Annotated in this window: 24 protein-coding genes and 2 pseudogenes; 13 read left to right on the top strand and 13 right to left on the bottom strand. The window is 70.7% G+C overall.

The genetic code is table 11. The features are described 5' to 3' along the window. Window positions 1-52 precede the first annotated feature (52 nt). Window positions 53-934, top strand: a complete 882-nt coding sequence (locus tag ABZ565_RS04585; RefSeq protein WP_361020375.1) for a methyltransferase domain-containing protein — start codon at window positions 53-55, stop codon at window positions 932-934. A 209-nt stretch (window positions 935-1143) separates the two neighbouring features. On the opposite strand, the gene ABZ565_RS04580 is transcribed toward ABZ565_RS04585, so the two are convergent. Further along, window positions 1144-1503 (bottom strand): hypothetical protein, encoded by a 360-nt coding sequence (locus ABZ565_RS04580; RefSeq protein ID WP_361020651.1) that lies wholly within the window; start codon window positions 1501-1503, stop codon window positions 1144-1146. A gap of 9 nt (window positions 1504-1512) precedes the next feature. On the opposite strand from ABZ565_RS04580, the pseudogene ABZ565_RS04575 reads away from it, so the two are divergent. Then, window positions 1513-1629: pseudogene (locus tag ABZ565_RS04575) on the top strand (MarR family transcriptional regulator); the annotation flags it as partial. Between the two features lie 17 nt (window positions 1630-1646). Here ABZ565_RS04575 and ABZ565_RS04570 read toward each other — a convergent pair. Together ABZ565_RS04570 and ABZ565_RS04565 are read right to left on the bottom strand one after the other, a co-directional pair. Then, on the bottom strand, window positions 1647-2246 hold the full coding sequence (locus ABZ565_RS04570) for a DUF6058 family natural product biosynthesis protein (protein WP_361020373.1): 600 nt from the start codon (window positions 2244-2246) through the stop codon (window positions 1647-1649). Window positions 2247-2367: 121 nt separating this feature from the next. Further along, entirely contained in the window at window positions 2368-3318 is a 951-nt protein-coding gene (locus ABZ565_RS04565; protein WP_361020371.1) for a MerR family DNA-binding transcriptional regulator, read from the bottom strand. A gap of 88 nt (window positions 3319-3406) precedes the next feature. On the opposite strand from ABZ565_RS04565, the gene ABZ565_RS04560 reads away from it, so the two are divergent. After that, the gene (locus ABZ565_RS04560) at window positions 3407-5098 is read left to right on the top strand and encodes a carboxylesterase family protein (RefSeq protein WP_361020369.1); all 1692 of its coding nucleotides are present in this window, start codon (window positions 3407-3409) and stop codon (window positions 5096-5098) included. Between the two features lie 123 nt (window positions 5099-5221). Here ABZ565_RS04560 and ABZ565_RS04555 read toward each other — a convergent pair whose 3' ends face one another. Continuing rightward, entirely contained in the window at window positions 5222-5683 is a 462-nt protein-coding gene (locus tag ABZ565_RS04555) for a hypothetical protein (protein ID WP_361020367.1), read from the bottom strand. Between the two features lie 161 nt (window positions 5684-5844). Between ABZ565_RS04555 and ABZ565_RS04550 the strand changes: the two genes are divergently transcribed. Together ABZ565_RS04550 and ABZ565_RS04545 are read left to right on the top strand one after the other, a co-directional pair. Beyond that, window positions 5845-6012 carry a hydrophobic protein gene (locus tag ABZ565_RS04550; RefSeq protein ID WP_361020365.1) on the top strand — a complete coding sequence of 56 codons (168 nt, stop codon included), beginning with the start codon at window positions 5845-5847 and terminating at the stop codon, window positions 6010-6012. Window positions 6013-6480: 468 nt separating this feature from the next. Beyond that, window positions 6481-6813: an STAS domain-containing protein gene (locus ABZ565_RS04545; protein WP_361020363.1), complete on the top strand. Its 333-nt coding sequence runs from the start codon at window positions 6481-6483 to the stop codon at window positions 6811-6813. Between the two features lie 143 nt (window positions 6814-6956). On the opposite strand, the gene ABZ565_RS04540 is transcribed toward ABZ565_RS04545, so the two are convergent. The 4 genes from ABZ565_RS04540 to ABZ565_RS04525 form a co-directional block, all read right to left on the bottom strand. After that, window positions 6957-8714, bottom strand: a complete 1758-nt coding sequence (locus ABZ565_RS04540; protein ID WP_361020361.1) for an Imm49 family immunity protein — start codon at window positions 8712-8714, stop codon at window positions 6957-6959. 32 nt (window positions 8715-8746) lie between these two features. Then, the gene (locus ABZ565_RS04535; RefSeq protein ID WP_361020359.1) at window positions 8747-9367 is read right to left on the bottom strand and encodes a hypothetical protein; all 621 of its coding nucleotides are present in this window, start codon (window positions 9365-9367) and stop codon (window positions 8747-8749) included. Between the two features lie 255 nt (window positions 9368-9622). Then, window positions 9623-10297 carry an NUDIX domain-containing protein gene (locus ABZ565_RS04530; protein ID WP_361020357.1) on the bottom strand — a complete coding sequence of 225 codons (675 nt, stop codon included), beginning with the start codon at window positions 10295-10297 and terminating at the stop codon, window positions 9623-9625. Then, window positions 10294-10677, bottom strand: coding sequence for a DUF4406 domain-containing protein (locus ABZ565_RS04525; protein ID WP_361020355.1), 384 nt, complete (start codon window positions 10675-10677; stop codon window positions 10294-10296). Before ABZ565_RS04525 ends, ABZ565_RS04530 begins: the two co-directional genes overlap by 4 nt. 48 nt (window positions 10678-10725) lie before the next feature. Here ABZ565_RS04525 and ABZ565_RS04520 point away from each other — a divergent pair, with 48 nt between their 5' ends. Both ABZ565_RS04520 and ABZ565_RS04515 read left to right on the top strand, forming a co-directional pair. After that, window positions 10726-11484: a DeoR/GlpR family DNA-binding transcription regulator gene (locus tag ABZ565_RS04520; RefSeq protein ID WP_361020353.1), complete on the top strand. Its 759-nt coding sequence runs from the start codon at window positions 10726-10728 to the stop codon at window positions 11482-11484. Window positions 11485-11822: 338 nt separating this feature from the next. After that, window positions 11823-12474, top strand: a pseudogene (locus tag ABZ565_RS04515) (maleylpyruvate isomerase N-terminal domain-containing protein). Between the two features lie 201 nt (window positions 12475-12675). On the opposite strand, the gene ABZ565_RS04510 reads toward ABZ565_RS04515, so the two are convergent. Beyond that, window positions 12676-13299: a type III effector protein gene (locus tag ABZ565_RS04510; protein WP_361020351.1), complete on the bottom strand. Its 624-nt coding sequence runs from the start codon at window positions 13297-13299 to the stop codon at window positions 12676-12678. A 129-nt stretch (window positions 13300-13428) separates the two neighbouring features. Between ABZ565_RS04510 and ABZ565_RS04505 the strand changes: the two genes are divergently transcribed. Together ABZ565_RS04505 and ABZ565_RS04500 are read left to right on the top strand one after the other, a co-directional pair. Then, entirely contained in the window at window positions 13429-13860 is a 432-nt protein-coding gene (locus ABZ565_RS04505; protein ID WP_361020349.1) for an Hsp20/alpha crystallin family protein, read from the top strand. Between the two features lie 144 nt (window positions 13861-14004). Further along, window positions 14005-14448, top strand: coding sequence for a DUF2267 domain-containing protein (locus tag ABZ565_RS04500; protein ID WP_361020347.1), 444 nt, complete (start codon window positions 14005-14007; stop codon window positions 14446-14448). A gap of 120 nt (window positions 14449-14568) precedes the next feature. On the opposite strand, the gene ABZ565_RS04495 is transcribed toward ABZ565_RS04500, so the two are convergent. After that, complete coding sequence (locus ABZ565_RS04495; RefSeq protein WP_361020345.1) at window positions 14569-15201, bottom strand: DUF2461 family protein; 633 nt, start codon at window positions 15199-15201, stop codon at window positions 14569-14571. Window positions 15202-15391: 190 nt separating this feature from the next. Here ABZ565_RS04495 and ABZ565_RS04490 point away from each other — a divergent pair, with 190 nt between their 5' ends. Continuing rightward, window positions 15392-16276 (top strand): alpha/beta hydrolase, encoded by an 885-nt coding sequence (locus ABZ565_RS04490; protein ID WP_361020344.1) that lies wholly within the window; start codon window positions 15392-15394, stop codon window positions 16274-16276. A gap of 259 nt (window positions 16277-16535) precedes the next feature. Here ABZ565_RS04490 and ABZ565_RS04485 read toward each other — a convergent pair whose 3' ends face one another. After that, entirely contained in the window at window positions 16536-16955 is a 420-nt protein-coding gene (locus tag ABZ565_RS04485) for an ATP-binding protein (protein ID WP_361020342.1), read from the bottom strand. Window positions 16956-17152: 197 nt separating this feature from the next. Here ABZ565_RS04485 and ABZ565_RS04480 point away from each other — a divergent pair, with 197 nt between their 5' ends. From ABZ565_RS04480 to ABZ565_RS04470, 3 genes are all read left to right on the top strand, one after another. Next, a complete protein-coding gene (locus ABZ565_RS04480) occupies window positions 17153-17830 on the top strand; it encodes a hypothetical protein (RefSeq protein WP_361020340.1) in 678 nt (225 codons plus the stop codon). Between the two features lie 494 nt (window positions 17831-18324). Continuing rightward, window positions 18325-18513, top strand: coding sequence for a hypothetical protein (locus ABZ565_RS04475; RefSeq protein WP_361020338.1), 189 nt, complete (start codon window positions 18325-18327; stop codon window positions 18511-18513). Between the two features lie 946 nt (window positions 18514-19459). Then, the gene (locus tag ABZ565_RS04470; RefSeq protein WP_361020337.1) at window positions 19460-20143 is read left to right on the top strand and encodes an alpha/beta hydrolase; all 684 of its coding nucleotides are present in this window, start codon (window positions 19460-19462) and stop codon (window positions 20141-20143) included. A gap of 386 nt (window positions 20144-20529) precedes the next feature. On the opposite strand, the gene ABZ565_RS04465 is transcribed toward ABZ565_RS04470, so the two are convergent. After that, window positions 20530-20694: a hypothetical protein gene (locus ABZ565_RS04465; RefSeq protein ID WP_361020335.1), complete on the bottom strand. Its 165-nt coding sequence runs from the start codon at window positions 20692-20694 to the stop codon at window positions 20530-20532. Between the two features lie 14 nt (window positions 20695-20708). Next, window positions 20709-21617 carry a LysR substrate-binding domain-containing protein gene (locus ABZ565_RS04460; protein ID WP_361020333.1) on the bottom strand — a complete coding sequence of 303 codons (909 nt, stop codon included), beginning with the start codon at window positions 21615-21617 and terminating at the stop codon, window positions 20709-20711. Window positions 21618-21626 lie beyond the last annotated feature (9 nt).

Raw genomic sequence — 21626 nt, 5'->3', positions numbered from 1 at the left:
ATATGGTTTGGGCGCACGCCCATTCTTCGTCGTCCACCATTGGAGGCACCCCGTGCCGGACATCGCCAACACCGAACAGGCACGAGCATGGAACAGCTCCGAAGGAGCCCACTGGGCCCGCAACCAAGACCGCTGGAACGCCGTGAACGAGGGTTTCAACGAGCCGCTCCTGGACGCCGCGGGGATCACGGGAAACCACCGGACCCTCGACCTCGGCTGCGGCTCGGGGCAGACCACACGCCTCGCGGCGCTGCGGGCACCCGGAGGGCACGCGCTGGGCGTCGACCTGTCGGCCCCGATGCTGGCCGCAGCCCGAGCCTGTGCCGAGCGGGAGAGGATCGGCAACGTTTCCTTCACCCAAGGCGACGCGCAGGTGCACCCCCTTGGGGCGGGCGCCTTCGACGCGGCGATCAGCCGCTACGGGGTGATGTTCTTCGCCGACCCCGTAGCCGCATTCGGCAACATCGGCCGCGCGCTGAGCCCCGGCGGGCGCCTGGCGTTCATCTGTCCGGCCGAGGCCGCGCTCAACGACTGGGTTACGGCAGTGGCATCGCTGCGCGACCTACTGCCGGTCGGCGACTTCGGGCAGCCGGGGGTGCCCGGCATGTTCTCCCTGGCCTCACCGGACCGCATCCGCGATGTGCTCACCGCGGCCGGATTCGCCGACCTCACCATCAACCAGGTGCAGGCGTACGGCGCGTGGGGGAGCGGAGCCGGAGACGCGGCGGAGTTCCTGCTGGGAACCGGCCCCGGCCGTTACCTGATGGAGCAGGCCGACACGACCACACGGGCTCGCGCCCTCCGCGCGCTGACCGACCACTTGCGTGCCCACGAGGCAGCGGACGGCACGGTCCGGCTGCGCAGCACGTCGTGGCTGGTCACAGCGGATCGCCCGACATGTGACACCCCTCGGACCGCCGGCCGCCGGCCCTGACCGACCTGCGCCGCCCCCCATTCGGAAAGCGGGCGGGCTCCGTACAGCCTTTCGCGGCCGGCTTCACGGCGCAGGATGGCCACCGCCATGTCCGCGAACAGGTGCCGGCCGCCTCCGATCGCCCAAGCAGCCCGACGCGGTGGCTCGGCTCGTTGAGGCTGCGAGGTGGTGTCGAGGAGGCCGGCGCTCCCGTTGTCGAGGCCGGGTGCTCAGCCGATCCGGACGCTCGCGCCCGGGGCCAGCCGGCGGAAGCGGGCCGGGAGGCTTGGCCCCCGATCGCCGAGGAAGCCCTCGATCACCACCGTGCCGACATCGTTGAGGGCGCCGTCGTGCACAGCGTAGGCATCGCGGGAAGCGGCCTCCCGCACGTAGTCGATCAGATCGCCGACGGTGGACCAGGGGGCGTGCACGGGCAGCAGCAGGGCGTCACCGGGGTGGAAGAGAGTCTCGTCCACCACGAGTCCGATGTTGGGGATGCGCGGAACGTCCGGGTGGATGACCGCGTGCCAGGTTCCATGAACCCGGATGTCGAAGCCCACCGCGCTGAAGGCGTCCCCGTACCCGGACATGCTGACCTACTGGTCCGCAGCGAGCAGCACCCCGACGACGGCCGCAAGCTCCTGCTGAGCCTCACCGACGCCGGCCGCTCCCGCCTCCAACGGGAACGCGCCCTTCGCGCGGGCGCCCTCGGCACCCCATCGCTGACTTTGGGTCACGGGCGCGAGAAGCGGGCGCGCGTGGCGTCGATGCAGGTGTCCCGGGAGGTCGGTCCGTCGAACCGAAGGCGGTCATAGGCCGTGAACGCCGGTTCCAACGAGTCGAGTTCGTCGACCATTCGGTGCAGCCGCTCACACCACTGCGCTGAGCCCGCGTCCGGCTCGTCCTCCGAGGCACTGATCGCGGTCGTCAGGTAATCCTTGCGCTGAATGGTGGCCGGGGTCACCGAGTGCAGGCACACGTACTGTCCGCTGAGATACGCGTTCCACTCCGCCTTCCCGGTGATCGGGTCGGCCCAGTGAGCGGTGAACCACGCTTCGAGCAGCTCTACGCCGCCGGCTTCTTCGGCGAGTGCGAACAGGTCGGTCGGCACCATCTCAGCACCGTCGGAGCGCAGATACCCCGGAAGCGGCAGACGCTGCTCCAGCATCAGCCGCCGGACCGCGTCGACATCGCGGCCGTGGACCGCGCACAGCTCCTCCAGGGAGATGAACTGCGCGCTGACATAGAGATCATCGGCGTCGGTCATCGGGTGGTCGCCGTTGACCTCGCGGAACCGCTCGGCGAGCTGCTGCTTCAGATCTGGTTCGGACATCGGGCCGCCTCCGCTGCGTATGCCGGCGCGGGCACCTCCCGCGCTGGACTCGGCACGCTATCGGCCGGACGGTTCGGCACTCACCGAACCGTCATGGGGAGCACCAGTGCACGAGGGCACCTCACTCGTGCCGCTGCCCATCGATCTGCTGTTCCAGCGAAGGGCCGTCGGCGATCGAGCGTCCCAACCCCTCGGTCAGCCAGGCGTGGGCCGCGGTCATGTTCAAGGAGCGTCCGCCGGTGACGGTGTCCAGCAGGCCCCAATAGCGGCGCAGACGTGGGTCGAACCCCGACGACCTGGAGACCAGTGTGTGCAGGAAGCGACGGAAGGCCCGGTTGTCCGACTCCCCGCGCGCCCGCGCGTGAGCGGATACGAACGCGTCGACCGCCTCCCCGGGGCCCGGCGGCAGCCCCTCCCTCACCGCAGCGGCCGTCAGGGCGGCCGCCTCGTCTATCTCGCCGTAGAAGGCGGGCGCGTCCCGCATCTCCTCCGCGTGATCCCCGGTCCAGCGAGTGAAGCCGGGCGTGGAAACCAGAACGTGGATCTCGGCGTAGGCCAGTGCCGCGGCGGGGGAGGGGGCGTGCGAGGGCTCGGGCGACAACATGGCGACCATGAGGTCGAGCCGCCGCTTCGGCATCTCCGCGGGCAGTTCGCGGTACCAGTGATCGGTAAGGCTCCGCCGTGCCTGGGGAAGCCGCTGCACCCGGGCGAGAACCTCCAGGCGCCGCAGCCGCTCGCCCTCCGCGCAGTCGTCGAGGGCGCGAAGGGTCGCCTCCCGCCATCGCAACTGCGTCAGCTGCTCCTGAACGGCGGCGAGTTCGGCCGCTACGAGATCGCCGAGAGCCTGCTCCCCGCTCGCGACCCGGCCGATGGTCGCGATAGGGGTCTCGAGCGCGCGCAAGCGCCTGATGAGCCCGATCCGCTCCCACGCCTCGGGGCCGTAGCGCCGGTGGCCCCCGCTGCTGCGCTCCGCGACCGGCAGCAGACCGCTGTCCGAGTAGTAGCGCAGGGTCTTCACCGAGATGCCCGTCCCGGCGGCGAGTTCACCGATGCTCCATGTGCGGTGCGTCACAGACCCTTGAACCTCCAGCGCGCGGGAGCTTCTAGCGTACTGAGCACCGGCCGCCTCCGGTCCGGCCCATCGAGACACGGGAGCACGCATGTCCGCGATCCCACCATCACGCCCGCGCAGGCGAATCGGCCTGCGGGCGCAGAGCGTCCGCCTGCTGCGCCTTGTCGTCCTGCTCGCCGTCACGGCCGTGTCCGCCGCGACCGCGGCCGCCGAACCGCCGCGGGAGGACGGAATGCGTACGGGAGTCGTCGTACGGACCGATCACGGCCTGATCCGCGGCGCCGCCCACGATGCGTACGTCACCTTCGACGGCATCCCCTACGCCGCGCCGCCCACCGGCCGTCTGCGCTGGCGGGAGCCCTCGCCGGCCCCGGCCTGGCGGGGAGTGCGGGACGCCACGGCCCCGGCCCCGCGCTGCATACAGATGCCCATGCCCGGCGTGGACGGCGTGAACGGCTCCGAGGACTGCCTCTACCTCAACGTCACCGTGCCGTCGGCGCCTCCGCCGGCCGGGGAACGGCGCCCGGTACTGGTGTGGCTGCACGGCGGGGCGTTCCTCGGCGGGTCCGGCAGCGACTACGGGGCCGAGCGGCTGGCGGTTCGCGGCGACACCCTCGTCGTCACGGTCAACTACCGTCTCGGTGTGTTCGGTTACTTCGGTCATCCGGCCCTGGGCTCCGCTCCGCCGTTCGGCCTCGCCGACCAGCAGGCCGCCCTGCGCTGGGTACGGGCGAACGCGGACCGCTTCGGCGGCGACCCGGACGCCGTCACTCTGTTCGGCGAGTCCGCGGGGGCCCTGAGCGTCTGCGCGCACCTCACCTCCCCGCGTGCGGCCGGGCTCTTCCGAAGGGCGGTGCTGCAGAGCGGTTCCTGCCTCATGGCGTTCCCGCCCGGCGCCCTCGGCCCCGGAACGCCGGCGTACGAGCCCTTTGCCGCCGAGCGCGATGTCCAGGGCAGCGGCGCCCGGGCCGCGCGGCAACTGGGCTGCGCCGGGAACGAGGGTGCCCGGGTACTGGCCTGCCTGCGCGGGCAGACCACAGAACGTCTCGCCACCGCCCCGCTGATGCAGGCCTTCAACCGCCCCGCCTTCGGCAACGCACTGCTGCCCACGGCACCGGGCAAGGCCCTCGCCACAGGCCGCTTCCTTCGGGTGCCGCTCCTCCAGGGCACCAACCACGACGAGATGCGGATGTTCGTCGGCCAGCCACTCGCCGCGTACCCCATCCGGACCGACGAGGACTATCGCGCCCGTCTCGACGACGCCTTCGGGCCCGCCGCCTCCGCCGTGGCCTCGCACTATCCGGCGGCGCGCTATCCGACGCCGGCACTGGCCTGGTCCGCCGTGCTGACCGACCGCTCCCTGGCATGCACCACACTGGAAGCGTCCCGCACGATCACCGCGCAGGCGCCGCGGATCCCGCTCTACGGCTACGAGTTCAGCGATCCGGACGCCCCCGTCCTGTCCGGCCTGCCCGCGCACCCCGACCTCCCCTACGGGGCGGCACACGGCTTCGAACTGCCCTATCTCTTCTCCTCGGTGCCCACGGAACGGCCCCTGACCGACGCGCAGAGCACCTTGTCCGACCGCATGATCGACTACTGGGCGTCCTTCGCCCGCACCGGGAATCCGAACACACCCGGCGCCCCGCGCTGGCCGGCCCTGAGCGCCACGGGCCCCGTACTGTCGCTGGCCCCCGGACCCGGGGCGGTCCACGTCGGCGACACCTATGATGCGCACCACTGCGCCTTTTGGCACGCTGCCGGCCCGCCAGGCATATGAACCGGACTCGTCGGGCGTGGCCGGATATCGGTTCCGCCCGACGAGAGCTCGACCGTCGACTGAATTCCGGGATACCGGGACCGAGCGTCCGGTACGGATGGCCGTAGCGATACCTGCGGCCTGTCAGTCGTAGAAGAAGAGCTCGAGGTCCTCGATGGACCCGGGTCCGGTGAAGAATGCCTCCGCTCTCGAAACCTCGTCCTCCGGAGGCGTTTCGCCCCTGAGGAGCCGACCCATCCAGATCTCTCCCTGCTCAGCGATCGCGTAGATGCCGGAGAGCAACTCGGCCATGCCCGCATGGGGCGGCGGGTTCCGCCCGGCGACCGGTTGGAGTACCCAGCCGCCTGCCCGGGACGCGAGCCGCAGCACTCCGGCCCAGTTCGCGATCCTTCCCAGGCGCACGTGCCACGACTCCTCTGTGAAGGGGGCCGGCCGCCCACCATGAAGAGGGTTGGTCGCCGCAGCGATGTCCAGCATCACCTGCCGTTCCACGGCATCAGGGACCCACCGCCCCTCCTGTGCCTCTTCGACGGCGGCGTCCCACCATCTCCACCCGGCGTCCAGCCGATCCGCGAAGGTGTCCATGGGGGAGAGGCTGCCATCCCCGATGCCGTAGGTGCTCGAAGGGGCAGGCATGGGCCGACCTGCCCCGGCGCCGCCTGGCCGGGCGCGAGATAAAATTCCCTTAAGGCCACGGGAGTGAATCCGTGACCTTGGGGCAGAGGATGTCTCGGAGGTTGATAATCATGGTTCCCATCATTCTTGTTCTTCTGCTGGCTCTGCTTCTCTTCGGTGCCGGTTTCGCACTGAAGGCGCTTTGGTGGATAGCGGTCATCGTGCTGGTGGTTTGGCTGCTCGGATTCATTATCCGGCCGACGGCGAATGGAAAGCGGGGCCGTTGGTACCGGTGGTGATGCCCGCCGGGCGGGCAGGCTTTGCATGACGTGCGGGTGGGCCGCAACGATTCGTCGTTGCGGCCCACCCGCACGTCGGCGTACGCCGTCCCCGATGTCGGCGCGGTCAGGCATGAGGAAAGCGTTACGGGGCAGTAGGGAAAGACGGCCGGAGATTTCCTCGGGAACCATGACCTCCCCCAAGGGAATCTTCGGCCGTCCTGCATGGGCGCCGCCCGCAACGGAGAGGTACGGGGTCGGTGGCGGGTGTGCACGCACCGAGAAGCCGGCGGGACTCGCCGGAACGGGCATGTGTGTGCGACGGTGGGCCGACATGAGACCGACCGCCACCCCGGCACGGATGACGGTCTTTCGGGGAGCCGGGCGTTGCCCCCATCCCGGGCATCCTGCCCCCTGACATCGTCGCGGCCCCTCACCACGGGTGCTTCGCCTTTGGGCTCAACGACCCCGGAAGGGGGCGCGCCCAGAATGGACATCACCACCGTCATCAACGGCACGTCCGCACGGATCTCCCCGATCGGGGAGATCGACTCCGACACCCTTGCCCCGCTGCGCGCGGCGACCGACGCGCTCCCGCCGCACGTGACCGACGTGCAGTGGGATCTGCACGACGCACCCTTCATGGACGTCGCCGGTCTCCACCTCCTCCTTTCTCCCCGTGCGCGGAGAGGCGCCCCGGGGCGCAGCGTCACCGTCACCGGACTGCGGCCCCAGCCGCTGCGCCTGCTGCTCCTCGCAGCCGACATCAGCCCCGTTACCTTCGGTACTGCTCCGCTCAGCGCTTCGTCCGCCGGGTCCTGAGCGGGCATCCCCGCGGTGTTTCCGGGGCGGCTTGCCGGAACCGCCCCAGCCGCATCCGCACCGGCCCCGCCCGCACGCGCCACGGCCGGTGCGGGCCGACGGCCTCGATGACGAGGGCAGCGCGTGGCCCCGGCCAAGGCACCCTAGAAGGGTTCGGCGGCCAGCAGCAGGTCCGGCGAAAGGTAAGGGGATTCCACGCGGACGGCCCAGCCCCGGCGCCGGGCGTGGCAGGCCAGGGCGAGGATGTCCAGGTTCACGGAAGCATCGGGGCCGTCGGCGCGGTCGGCGACCTGGTAGTAGGCGCGGTGGGCTTCGAGCGCGTCGGCCAGGGCGAGGTTGAAGCTCCCTTCGTCACCCTCGACGAGTTGCGACAGCAGCACGGCGGGCGGCATCGCGAAGCCCCAGTCCTTGGCCTTCTCCGCCTCCTCCCACGCAAGCTGCGCGGCCGTTTCGGGGTCGGTCCCCTTCAGGTAGGCGTGGAGGGCCCTGCGGTACGCGGCACACGCGGAGCCGTCCGGGCGTGCGAAGGCGGGGCCGGTGAGGACCAGCGGGGCAAGATCCTCCCGTACCCCGGTGATCAGCGCGAAGGCGGCAGCCGTCTGCCAGTTGCCCGCACTCGCCTGCTCGCCCCGCTCGGCCGGGTAGCGCAGTGTTCGCCCGCCGATGACGACCTCGGCCTCGGTGCCCGGCTCCGCCAGTGCGATGCGGAACAGCGCCGCCCCCATCTGGGAGGCCAGACGAAGGCTTGCGAACTGGGCGCTCGTGTCGGCGCCGGGATTGCCCGCCCGCCACTTGAACAGGCGCTCCTGATCGTTCATCGCGTGGCCGAGACGCCAGACGGCCAAGGGCTTTCCGGGATCGGCGGTGAACGCCTCCCGGAGGTGCTCCTCGTACCTGGCCTCGATCCGCGCAAGCCCTTCGTGCTCACAGACGGGCCGCTCCACCACCAGCGGACCGGCGGCGAGCGCGGCGACCGCGTCCTGCCGCCGGTCCCGGCCGAACGCTCCGACTCTCGGGCCCCGGGTCTCGAAGCCGGTGACCAGCGCGTGCGGGAGGTAGTCGGTGCTGACGGCAGGCGTCCAGCCCAGCGTCCGGTACGCGAGCGCGGCCAGAGCGAGGGGGACCAGGGGGAGCAGGGTGCTCGGAGCCGCGGCGGGGCTCTGCAGGGCGGCGTGCCCGGTCAGCAGGCCGGCGAGTGCGGTGTCGAAGGCGTCCCGGTCCGCGAGGACCAGGGCGCGCAACGCGCGGAGCGCCGCACTGTCCGGCCGGTCCAGGAGCGGGTGCCCGGTCTCCGCGGCACGGGTGCGGAGACGGTCCAGGGCCGCGTCGATGGCGGCGAGCTTGGCCCGCGTGCTCGGTGGGTACTCCTCGTCGTCGCCGGTGTCGTCCAGGACCACGGCCGACAACCCGGTGGCGAGTTCGCCGGCAGGCGTGCCCTGCGCCGGCTCGACGAACTTCTGCCGGGCGAAGTGGAATGCCTCGCCATGCCACTGGGCCTTGTCCCTGAGGACGGCCAGGCAGAGCGCGTCGATCCACTCGGGGGCCGTGACGCTCTCCACGGGGGCGTCCTCACCCGGGTCGTAGCTCATCCCGAAGTTCACGTAATCCAGGAACACCCGGAAGCCGCAGTGCGGATGGTAGGCGGCGTAGGCGACGGCGCCGGCCGCAGCCTCCGAGGCGTCCTTGAGGGCCGCCTGGGCCTCCGGCGTGTCGAGGCCGGGGGTGCCGACGGAGAGCGCGCCGAGGTAGTCCAGGAACTCGTCGGCGATCGCCCCCCATTCGTAGGTGGTCATCCGGCCGGCCTTCGACATGGACCGGACCCGGCCCCCGATCCGGTTCGTGAAGTCCTCGCGTGCGGCCGACACGGCTGCCCGGCCAACCTGGTGACGCTCTATTCGCACTGCCCCGCTCCTTGATCGATCTCCGTACCAGCCTAGGTCCTGGAGAATCGGGCGGAGAGGGAGCTTGTCGGACGCGTTCGCCGGTGCCGGGGACGACACGGAGCCGCTTGCATCCGGAGAAGTCCTGCGGGGTTCTGTTCACACATCGGCCCGCTCTGCCGGGCCCTGGCAGAGCGGGTCAGGACGCCTGGCCGTCCGGAGCGGCGGTCCCTGGTGATGGCCGTGCACCGGCCGCAGCGCCGAGGGGTTTCTGCCCCGGCGCGCCCGCATGAGTTCAGTGGTGCGGGGGCCGGCGTGCCGTAGAAGGTGAGCGGCGGCCAGCCCTTGGACTGGGCGAGTGCGGACAGCGCCTCTGCCACCTCCAGAGGGGTGATGTCCTGGGCGGACGGACAGCCGTTCGGCTTGTCGACGCGGACCTTGAAGCTCATCTCCATCATCAGGTCGCTCTCGGACATGGACTGGTCGGCCCGGAATTCGGTGCCGTCCACGAACTCGACGGGATTCGTGGCGGACGTCGACGTCGTGGTGGCCTCCGCGGCCGTGGCGGGCTCGTCCCGGCCCGCGGCCTCGGACGTACCGGCGGTCGCGAACACAGCGCCGGCCGCGGCCGTTCCCGTGTACCCCAGCAGCGACCGTCTGGAGAACTGCGACATGGTCCCCTCCTCCTGTCCTGCTCCCGGTGGCCGGGAGCGGATTCGATCACAGGAACGGATGTCGGGCGGTGGAGGGGCTTCGCCTCTTCTGGCTGCGGCTGCGGGTGGCGGCTTCCCGCGACGTGGTGAGGGGTTCGCCGGATGACGAGCGGCCGGCGGGATCGCGAGGGGTGAGGCGTACGCCGCCGACGGGCCGTGCGGCGGTCATGTTCCGCGCCCGCGCGCGGCTTCCCCCCGGCTTGGGGCGTTCGTTCTTCAGATGTGGCGCTCATGGGCGAACGGCCCCGACAGGGCTGCCCATTGCAGGAGCATGATGGTCTTGCCGTCCCTGATGCGGCCGTCGCGGGTCATGGCGAGGGCTTCGTCAAAGGGAAGTTCGAGGACTTCGATGTCCTCGCCCTCTTCCTCCAGTCCTCCGCCCGCGCCGGTCCGGTCGGCCGGGGTGTAGGGGGCGGCGAAAAAGTGGAGGCGCTCGGTGACGGAGCCCGGGCTCATGTAGGCGTCGAGTAGGTGGGTGAGCGGACCGAGGCCGATGCCGAGTTCCTCGGCGCTCTCCCGGCGGATCGCGGTGTACGGGTCCCGCTCGTCGAGCAGTCCGGCCGCTGCCTCGATCAGCATCCCGTCGGGGTGGCCGTTCACGTAGGCGGGGTAGCGGAACTGGCGGGTGAGCAGGACGCGGCCGCGTTCCGCGTCGTAGGGCAGGACGACGGCGCCGTTGCCGCGGTCGTAGGTCTCGCGCTGCTGGGTCTCCCACCGTCCGTCGCGGCGCCTGTAGTCGAAGGTGGTACGGCGCAGGACGTGCCACCCCTGGGAGGTGAGTTCGACGTCGCGTATCCGGACGTCGGGATTGCGGTCGAGGTCGCGTCCCGCGAGGTGGAGACCGGTGCGTCCGCGGTGATCGGGGGCGTCGACGCCCGGGATGCCCGTCACCTGGTCTCCTGCGGGGCGCGGCGCGGAATCTCGGAGATGTCGTGGAAGACGGGCAGGCCGCGGCGGCGGGCGGTGGCGACGTCCTGGTCGGCGCCGGCGGACGCGCCCGGCAGGCGCAGCACGGCGTCGCAACGGGCGAGCAGCCGTTCGGCGGCCGGGTAGAGCACCTGGTCGGCCAGGGCGTCGGTGGGGCCCGCGCCGGCGGAGCGGAGGACGGGCAGGGCGACCCACTCGCCGATCACGGGGAGGTGTCCGGCCGCGAAGACGGGCCAGGCCGCGGATTCCAGGCGGTCGAGGTTGGCGGCCATGGCCCGCGGGTCTCCGCCGGTACCGGAACGGTAGGGGCCTGCGATGAGGATGAGCAAGGGCTTGTCGGTCATAGCGGCTACAATACACGCAGAAACGTGCAAGAACAGGAAGGAATGTAAATGCTGGCCGCTGAACGACGCGAGCACCTGCTCGATCTGCTCGCCCGTACCGGAAAGATCGTGGCCAAGGACGTCGCCGCCGAACTGGGCATTTCCGAGGACAGCGTGCGGCGGGACCTGCGCGATCTCGCCGCCGAGGGGTTGTGCCAGAGGGTGTACGGGGGTGCGCTGCCCGCCTCCCCCGCAGTGGTGGACTACGACGCCCGGCAGGCGGTGGCCCCGGACGGCAAGCGGAAGGTCGCCTCGGCGGCAGCCGCACTGGTGCGGCCGGGCGGCTCGGTGATCCTGGACGGTGGGACCACCGCCCTCGCCGTGGCGAGGGCACTTCCGAGGGACCTCGCCTGCACGGTGATCACCCACAGCCCGACGATCGCCACGGCGCTGATCGAACACCCGCGGGCGGAGCTCTTCCTGCTCGGGGGACGGGTCTTCAAGCACTCTGCGGTCACCTGCGGCGCAGCCGCGGTCGAGGCCGCGCAGAACGTCTCCGCCGACCTGTGCCTGCTCGGTGTCACCGGCGTCCACCCCGAGGCCGGACTCACCACGGGGGACGCCGACGAGGCGGCGATGAAGCGCGCCCTGTCCGCGCGGGCCGCGGACACGTACATCCTCGCCTCCTGCGAGAAGATCGGTACGGCGTCCCCGTATCGCGTCCTGCCGTGGGAGAAGATCACCGGCCTGATCACCGACGCCGACCCTCACGACCCGGCCCTCGAGCGGCTCAGGACACTCGGTGTGGAGGTCCTGGCAGCCCCTTGACAGCCGTATCCGGGAACGCCGCCCGCCCGGCGGTTGCACTCTCCGAGGTCCGGAGCCGGCGGCTGCGGGACAACTCTCCCGCAGTGGGCCCCGGCTGCACGCAGCCGGTGGGACGGGCCCGCTCCCGGCCCTGCGCGGTGAGGCGGGCGTCGTCACGTTCACCGGTGGCGGTCGGTATGCCGTCACCGAGCTCATCCGCGCCCTCGGCACCGTCGCGATCGTGTCCGCCGCGGGCGCGGTGATCGGCTCCGTCGCCCGCCTCGCCGCCGACACAATTTTCCGGGCAACGACCGCGGCCATGGGGTGCGGTTGGCCCGGGCCGGGTGATAGCCGGCGATGTGACAGACACCCTTGAGTTTTCCGCCCTGCTGCACATGGTCGACGAGCGCTCGGCCGCGTTCCGGAGTGCGGCCGCCGCCGCGCCCGGACTCGACGTGCCGGTCCCGTCCTGCCCGGGGTGGACGGTGCTCGATCTGGTGCGGCACCTGGGTACGGGCCGGCGCTGGCGGGCCGCGATCGTCGCTGCGGGCCCGGCCGAGGCTCCGCCGGCCAAGGGCGCCGTACAGGCGCCGGACGAGCCCGGGGCGCTGCCGGCCCGGTACGCCGAGTCGAACGAGCTGCTGCTGAGTGCGCCGCGCGAGGCCGGCCCGGAGCGCGCGTGCCGGACGTGATGGAGCGCCGGCGTGTCGCCCGCCGCTGCGTGGGGTGTTGCCCGGCGCCGGGTGCGCGAGGTGCTGGTGCACCCCTACGACGCCCAGCTCGCCGCGGCGCCGTGCGGCCCATGCCGCTCCTGGCTCCTCACGCCGGACGGCACCGGCGCCTGGCCCGCACCCCTGACGGACGACGCCCCGCCCGCCTCCACTTCGGCCACCGGCACCGCAGAGCGACTGCTCCTCTTCGTCTGGGGCCGCCTCGCGCTGAACGACCTGAAGACCGAGGGCGATACACGGGTGTTCCGAGCAGCTGATCGCCTGGGAGCCCGAGGAGTAGCCGTCAACGGCCCCAGCGTGCGGCCTCGTACGGTGCCGGGCCCGAGCACATCGACCGCCTCGCGTTGCACGGGCAGCGGCCCCGGCAGCCGCAACGCGCGCCGCCGAACGCCGAGTTGCCGAACACCGAGTTGCCGGTACCGCTGACCCGCGCGTCGGCCCGCCGGAGCATCGCATCGGGGCGGGCGGGGGGACGCTGTCGTCAGGGGGGTGTGAGGTCGTCCGTCTGGGCGGCCAGGTCGCGGTGGGTACCGGTCAGGTGGTGCCGGGTGGCGGCCAACGGGGCGATCAGGTCGGCGGGGTCGTCGTGGGCGAGGGCTGCGCGGAGCTCACCGACAGGCCGATGGGCTGCGGGCGGAAGGTCGGTGAGCGCGATGATCTGACCGGCGAGACGGCGCAGGTCGGCCGCGTTGCGCCGGGCCCAGACGGCGGTGTCGCGGTCGGCCGCCCGGGCCTGGCGGGTGGCCTGGACGCGCTGCTCGCCGGTCGTACCTGCCGGTCCGGGGCGGCCCCGCAGGTAGCGGCGCTCGGCGGCCTGCCGGCTGGCGACACCCAGGGGGGAGGCGAGATCCGCCCAGCTCGCCCCCGCGTCGCGGGCGGTTTCGATCAGGCCGGTCTCCCATCCGGCCAGTTGCTCGCGCACCTGTCGCAGCAGCGACAACGAGGCGAGTGCCTGCTCGGGGCCGGGAGCCGGCGCGTCGGGAGCCCCGTGCCGGGCTTCGCGCAGGGCGTCGTCGATGGTTTGCAGAGCCGCGGCGGCGGCGAGGAACGACACCGGGCTGTGAGTGCCGGTGCTGGGCGAGGACGGCTGATCGGCCGAGGCCATGGGCCCCTCCTTCACGTGTGTCATCCATTGGATGACGATGAAGTTTGTCATCCAATGGATGACATGTTACAACGGTGTCAGTGAGGCGCATTGGCAGCAACTGCCTGAACCCGCTGGAGGTGTTTCCCCATGTTGATGCGCACTGACCCCTTCCGTGAGCTGGACCGGCTGGCACAGCAGATGACGAGCCCGGGCACCTGGTCGAGGCCGTCGGTGATGCCGATGGACGCCTATCGCGAGGGCGACGAGTATGTGGTGGCTTTCGACCTGCCCGGCGTCGCCCCGGACGCGATCGATGTCGATGTCGAGCGGAACATGCTCACCGTCAAGGCCGAGCGTCGGCCGGTGGCCAAGTCCGACGACGTGCAGATCGAGCTGTCCGAGCGGCCGCTGGGAGTCTTCTCGCGCCAGATCGTGCTCGCCGACACCCTCGACACCGAGCGCATCCAGGCCCACTACGACGCAGGTGTTCTCACCCTGCGGATCCCGATCGCCGAGCGTGCCAAGCCCCGCAAGATCTCGGTCGGCGTCGGCTCCGGACACCAGGAGATCTCCGGCTGAGGCCGGCCGGGCACGAGCGGAGGGCGGGCACCTGAACCGCCGGCCACCGCCCTCCGCGTTCCTGGAGACCCTGCTCCAGCTCCCCGCCGGCTACGACCCACACCACACCACTCCACTTCGGCTGCGAGAAAGGCATAGACCGCAGTGACCATCGACGTACGCGCACCGCTCGGCCACCAGCAGCGGTACGGGACGGCGTACGAACAGCTGCTGGAGAAAGTGCGCTACGAAGGCGCCTACCCCACCCGCGAGCGGGCCGACGAAGCCGTCCGCCTGGTCCTCGCGGGCCTGGGACGCCAACTGACCGGAGACGAGCGCGTCGACCTGGCCGCCTGCCTCCCCATCGAGGCCGCACGGGTCATGACCGCGCAGGTGCCCAGCACCCAGCCGCTGACCGGCTGGGCATTCGTCAAGGACCTGGCCACCCGCTCCGGCGCCGCCCTGGCTCCCACCCGCTGGGACACCGGATCCGTCTTCGCGGCCGTCGCCGCATGCGCGGGCCCTGACCTGATCACCCGCATCCTCCGCCAACTCCCCTCCGGCTACGCCCTGCTGTTCGGACGCGTCGAACTCGCCCAGGCCGCGTAGGCGGGAACCCGGGACGCGACGGGCCCTCCCGGTCACTCACCGGGAGGGCCCCGTACACAAGCGCCCGTCCATGTGCCCGGCGCCCTGACGCGCGGGCCCTCCACCGGCCCGAAAGCGACGTCAGGCGGTGCGGTTGACGTGGCGGGTCAGCCACTTCAGCAAGGCGTCCAGATCGGTGGCGGCCGCAAGCACCCGCTCGACGGCTTCGGGAGTGTGCAGCCACTCCTCGCGGCCGAGGGAACGGGCGGCGATCAGTGAACGGTGGCGCAGCAGGTCCGCACGAGGGTGGTCCGCCGGATGGCCACGCGGGGGACGCTTCATCATGTCCCCGGAGATGTCGTAGCCCTTATGCCGCACTTCCTCGACGATGGCCGCCAGTTCGCGGCCGCTCCCTTCGGAGGCCACGGCCCTGCGGAACCCGTCGACCTGCCCGGGGTCCGGATACCACCAGGCACCCTGGACCCACAGACCGTCCAGGGAGAACCGCACATTGATCTCGACCTTGCGGCCGAGCCTGATCACGCCGCTCTGGTGTTGCCACCACCAGGAGCCGGTACGGTAATGCCAGACGGAGAAGTCCTCGTACCGGGGATCGGCGTCCGCCACCTCGTTGAGCAGGGCGATCATCGGCTGCCGGACCAGACGCTCCCGGTCCGCACGACACCGTTCCCTGGTCTCTCTCGTCGGTTCACCCTGGAGCTGCCACAGGACGTCCATGGCCTGCTCCGGCCAGCCGGTGAACTGTTCACGCATGCGCGGAGGATAGCCCAGCCCGTCCCGTCGTTCCCGAGACCAGACCCCGGCAACGTGCTCAGCAGGCAGAAAGCCCCGTCACGTGACGCTCACGGTGTACATGCCTCCGAGGCCACAATCAGGGCTTCGGCTGCCGGACGCAGCCGAGCTCTGACCGTGTGCGGTGCCCCGGAGCGGGAACGAGGAAGGTGTGTTCGATGATTTCGCCACCAGGACGGTGGACATCGGTGAGGCTTCCATCTTCGTCCGTTTCGGGGGAGAGGGCCCGCCGCTTCTGCTGCTGCACGGCCATCCGCGCACGTCGGCGACCTGGCACAAGGTCGCGCCCCTCCTCGTTCGCCGCGGCTTCACGGTCATCTGTCCCGACCTACGGGGTTACGGGCGCTCCCGCGGCCCGGCGCCTGCTCCTGACCACGTCCCGCACTCCAAGCGGGCCGTGGCCGGGGACCTGGTCGAGGTCATGCGAGTGCTGGGACATCAGCGCTTCGGGCTCGCGGGCCATGACCGCGGAGCGGCCGTGGCGCTCCGGCTGGTGCTGGACCACCCGTCTGCGGTGACCCGGGTGGCATTCCTGGACGGCCTGCCCCTGAGCGAGCACCTGGCGCGCGCGGATGCCCGCTTCGCCACCGCGTGGTGGCACTGGTTCTTCTTCGCTCAGCCGGAGATCCCGGAACGCGTCATCAACGCCGACCCCGACGCCTGGTACCGCGGCGACCCCTCGGTCATGGGGCAGGCGAATCACGACGAGTGGCGGGCGGCCACCAGGAACCCGGAGGTCGTCCGCGCCATGCTGGAGGACTATCGCGCCGGGCTGACCGTCGACCGGCGGCACGAGGAGGCGGACCGGGCTCGCGGTGCACGCATCGAGTGCCCCACCCTGGTCCTGTGGTCGCTGCGGGACGACCTGGAAGACCTGTACGGCGACCCGCGCGCCATCTGGCGCGACTGGGCCGATGATGTCCGGGGACACGGCATCGACGCCGGCCACCACGTGGCCGAGCAGGCCCCCGGCCCTCTCTCCGAAGCCTTGGCCGACTTCTTCGCCCCGGGCAACGAGTCCGGCCCGCACCTCTGACAGTGCGCTACGGGCCCCGGCCGGCGAGCCTGACGGCCATGGGACGCCCCGCCCCGCGGTCAGCCGTTTGCCGACCGGCTCTCTGCGGACCTCGAAGCTCTGGCCGACCATGAGCACAACCCCCAGGCCGGGTGGGGAGCGTACTCACAGACAATGGTGGCCAGTTCGTTCATGTCCGGCCGGCTGGATTTTCCAGCCCCTAGCCCACCACCCCGGCGTATGGGTTCCAAGCCCTCATTACGCAGCCCGGCGTCCTGGATCAATCCTCGTCATGGCCCGCCAGGGGCGGGCGGAAGCACGCGATCACCATTTTGCCGTCATTGCAGGGGCGGGTCTCCCAGCAGTCGGCCAGGGCGTCGACGAGGAACATGCCCCGACCGCCCGGCCGGTCCGGGCTCGGTGGCCGCGGCGTGGGCAGCGTGGTCGAGGAGTCGTGGACGGCGACGTGCAGACAGCGCTCGTCCCACGTCATCACCAACTGTGCGCTGCTGTCGGCGTGTACGTGGGCATTGGTGACCAGCTCCGAGACGGTCAGCAGTACGTCGTCGATCACCTCTGAGGCGCCGTCGGCCCACGGCAGCGTCTCCAAATGCCCACGTGCCCATTCCCGCGCGTTCCTGACTTCACTGTGGAGAGGCAGTGACCGCGCCCAACCCACTGCGCGCAGCGATTCCCCCATGGTGTTCCCTTCACCGTTCCGGCGTCTATGTCTCGCGTCTACCCCCGGCGGCAGCGCTGACTCGGCCACTGCCCACCCATCCGGCGTCGCACCAGGGTCACGGCGAGCCGGGGGACGCCCGCCGTGACCACACGCACCGGGCGGAATGAGTACGCATACTCAGGTGCCTCGTAACGAGTGGCCCGCAAGGTACCCACATGCAATCGATTCGTCTTCCGAAGCCCCTGCTCACCGCCGTACTCGGCAGCGCCGTCGTTCTCACCGCCATCGGCACCCCGAACGCCCACGCCACCGCCCGCACCTCTGCCACCACCGCAGCCTCCACCCCCTCAGCCCGCACCTCCGTCATCCACACCACCTCCCGCGCTTCCATCGCGCGGACTGCCAGGGAGGCCACTGCCGTGACGCGCGCCGGCGAGGCCGAGGCGCAATTCCTGGAGCTGGCCGATCTCATCGCGCAGAGCTGCGAACCGAAGGTCTACAGAGCCGACGGCCATGTGACCTCTGCACCGACTCCTGGCCCCACCCAGCCCTTCGCAGCTGACCCGGTGGCCCTGACTCCGGCGGAGGAGTGTGCCGCCCAGAGGCACCAGTTGCGGATCAGCAAGGCGTTCTCCGGGGCGGAAACGGTTACCTACGAGCAGATGCTGACCGGGCTGACGGCCCTGAGGTACCCCGGAGCGCGAATCCACCGCATGCCGGACTTCGCGGGCAAGCCCGTGTCGAGACTCGACCTGCGGGTGGGGGCCGACCACCTGGCCCTGGAGGTCACCGACATCGGCCACGGCGTCATGGTCCAGGCGTTCGGCGCACCGCAGGGCGTGAGCGTGACCGAGGTCCGGCTGAAGCGACAGCTGGACCGCCCCACCTCCTGAGAAGGGCCTTCCGCCCGGCCGTCCGCGGCCGGGCGGAAGACTCGTGCCTCGCCCACGGGCCCAGCTGGTCCGTCGCCGAACGCATCACCGTCGCCCGCGCCGCTACCGAGCTGGACCGACATGGCGGCCTGCACGAGCAGCCCGAAGGTTCAGGAGGCCGGCCGGGACCGATGTGCTGACGGCGATTCCCGTGCCGACTGTCTGACCGCGCGGGGTGAGGAGCCCAGTTCCTTCCGGCAGGTCTTGTTGAGGCCGCGACTGTCTGCCGCAGCAGGCCGTTGAGCAGCGCGGCGTCAGCGCCCGCATCCTGCACCGCCGGAACGTGCCGCCGCTCGCCATCGCCAGGCAACATGAAGTGGGCGTAGAGGTGCCGGCAGGGCGTGGTGTCGTAGTGGAAGTGCACCTCGGTGTCGGGCGGGACGAGACTCACGTATCCCGGGCGGATCGGACGGGGCAACGACCTGCGGTACGCCGTACGCGGTATCTGGTTCGAAATGGTGCGCGGCGAGGCCGAAGCCGTACGCGCGAATCCACATGTCCGGGTCGAGCTTGACAAAGGACAGGAAAACGAATTGCGCCGGTACGGTGGTGGCGTGGAGCGCCTGCTCATCAGCCAGTGGGACGCGGTGCATGCCGATGCCCTGTATGAGGCGTTTCCCCGCGAGGGTCGAGACGCACAGTGAACGTACGGCCACAAACGCCGGAATCGGCCGCGCCGCCCTGCGCATCAGAAGACTGCGAATGGGTACCCGTGCTGTGTACTCATTCGCATGCGACAGAGGACGGAAACGTCATGGCAGTAGGAGAAGAAGGCCGGCAAGCTCAACGGTTCTGCAAGGCGTGCGGCAGGCCTGCCGGCGAAGAAAAACTGTGCGAGAACTGCGGTGCCGTACTGGGACTGCCCGAAAAGCCGGGCTTGGTGGATGATGAGGCAGCTGTAGCGCGGCGGGTCTTCGAGGAGAGGGACCAGTAAGCAGCCGGCCCGGAGGCATGGCGAACGAAGCACCTCACCCCTTGTACTGGCCCACATACCTCACGCCATCGAGGAGCCACCATGACTAGCTTTGTCATCACCGTTCCCGGCACGTTCGGTGTTGATATCACTGACTCCACACGGTCCGCCCTGGAAAGTGCTCTGGCTTCACAGCACACGGACGTGAGCGAGAGCGAGGGCTTGGATCTGCTTCCGTCAACGAAGACGGCACCTTCTCCGTCCGGCTGGAAGTCGAAGCCCCGGATCGGTATGAGGCAGAATTGAACGCCAGCAGGATTCTTTCCGCAGCCTTGAAGAAGGCAGGAATCGAAGAATCCGACGCCCCTCTTGGCCCGCCTGCGGTCACCGGCATCGACAGCGACCTCTGAGTCGCACCTCCGGGCCGGGACGCCAGGCCAGGACCGGGCGGACCGAACCTGTCACGGTCTTGCCGCCATGCGTGGGAAGAGGGCCAAGCGGATCCGGTCGGCATGCTGCGTGGGGCAGCGGTCCCTGCGTGATCAACAGACGGAAGCGCAGAGGGCCGTTGGGCGCGGCGGCCACCGATGACGAGGTCGCCAGGCTGCTGAGCATCGAAGCCATCTCGGCCAGGTGGCCGCCCGCAGCCGGGTGGTCGTGGCGGTGGACGATCACGGTTGGGCGCCACGTCGCCGGTCTACTTCTCGGAAGTTGCCGTTCATCCGTTGCTGGCCGGACGTCGTTCGCTTCTGATCGACCTGCTCGGACACGGCCTCAGTGACCGGCCTGCGCACTTCGCATACACCCTGGAGGCGCACCCCGACGCCCTCGCCGCAGCCCTGATCAACGCTGACGTCACATGTGCCGAGGTGATCGCGCACAGTATGGGGGGCTCGGTGGCCATCGTTCTCGCCGTCCGGTACCCCCACCTGGTCGCCCGTCTGGTCCTGGTCGACGCCAATCTCGACCCGATTCCGCCCGAACCCGGCGCGGTGGGCAGCAGCGGCATCGCCGCCTACTCGGAAAAGGACTTCCTGGCGGACGGCTGGAGGGAGATCCGGGACCGGGCCGGTGCCCACTGGTGGACCACGATGCGCCTGGCGGACCGAGAGGCCCTGCATCGCAGCGCGGTCCACCTCGCCCGCGGGACCGATCCCATCATGCGCGAGCAGTTGTTGGACCTGAGAATTCCTCGGACCTACCTGCTACCCGAGGCCGACGGCCCGCTTCCCGGCACGGCGGCGCTCGTCGAAGCCGGCGTGAGCGTGGTCTCTGTCCCGGACTGCGGGCACAACATCATGCTGGACAACCCGGAAGGCTTCGCCCGCGCCACCGCGGAAGCACTCTCGACTACGGCGTAGCGTGGCGCCGCCGTGGCTACCGTAGAGCCTCTGCCACTGAAGGCGCGGTTCCTGGCATGTGCCCAGGTAGTCGGGGGCGCTGCGCCGGGTGGTCTTCTCACCGGGGAAGATCCGCAGGCGTCGGCGGTGCGCTCGATGGTCGAGGAGTGCGGCGGGCAGTGGGCCGGCTGCTCGGTCGTCGTTGACCAGACGCTCCCGGCCCGGCGGGCGGATCCGGGCGTCCGCAGCATCGTCACCGCCGCCGGACTTCCGGCTTGGGACGGGCGATCCTGATACGTGCTCGCCTGGCCGTTCGGTCACTGCCCAGGATCGGGCTGGGCGAGGTGGAGCATCTCCTGTGCGCAGCGGTGCAGTCCCGCTTCGCCGGATCCGTCGGCAGCGGCCATTCAGGGCAGGGCGTCCATGGCGTGCGCGCGCTCGTCGGTGCCCGGGTCGTCGACGGCGGCGCGCAAGCCACCGGGGACGGGTTCGTCGGTGAGGCAGAGCCAGCCACTCGATGGTCGGCTGAAGGTGCCCTGGGGAGTGAAGCGGTTACCGCGACTGCCTGCCACTCTGCCGGAAGTCGTCAGCGCTCCCTCGGGAGACCTTGGTCAAGGGCCGCCATGATGCCTGGGATCAGAGGGCTGGAGTCATCTTTGCGCCACGCAACGGCGACACGTGTGCGCGCGGCACCGGCATCGATCCTGCGGAAGGCGACGCCCTTGAGACGGATCCGGCGGATGCTCTGCGGGGCCAGTGACACGCCCAGACCGGTTTCCACCAAGGCGCACACGGTCTGCCATTCCACAGCGTGCTGAGTCACCTGGGGGGTGAACCCCGCAGCGATGCAGAGACCGGCGATCTGGTCGTACAGCGGCGGACCGGCGGCACGAGGAAGGAGCACGAACGGACAAGGCGCCAGCTGCGCCACTCGGACGGTTCGTTGTGCCGCGAGCGGGTGCGAGGCGGGCAGGACTGCCACGAATGGTTCGGCCAGTACGGTCTTGAACGCGAGCTCCGGGTCATGGGCAGGTGGCTCCCGCAACAGGCCGATGTCGATCGTCCGTTCCCGCAGGGCGGCCAGCTGCGGCGTGGTGGTCATCTCCTGGATGTCCAGATGCACAGCCGGAGACCGTTCCCGGAAGGTGCGCAGCAGGCTGGGGAGGACGGTGAGAGCGAGGGAGGCAGCGAATCCGATGCGCAGCCGGCCGGCCCTGCCACTGCCGACTTCCCGGGCTGCGGTCAGCCCCTCGGCGAGGTGGGCGAGGGCATACCGGGCGGCGGGGAGGAGTTCTCGTCCCGCCGGGGTGAGGCTGACGCGTCCGGGCTCGCGGCTGAACAGTGCGTAGCCGACCTTGTCCTCCAGGCGGCGGATCTGCTGGCTCAGCGGGGGCTGGGCGATGCCCAGGCGGGCGGCTGCACGGCCGAAGTGGAGTTCTTCGGCGAGCACGGCGAAGGCGTACAGCTGCGGCAGGGGTAGTTCGGGGCGCTCCATACGCCTAGA

Origin of the sequence: Streptomyces sp. NPDC016469, assembly GCF_040632905.1 — a bacterium.
Lineage (GTDB): Bacteria > Actinomycetota > Actinomycetes > Streptomycetales > Streptomycetaceae > Streptomyces.
This window is presented reverse-complemented; position numbering and strand designations above follow the sequence as displayed.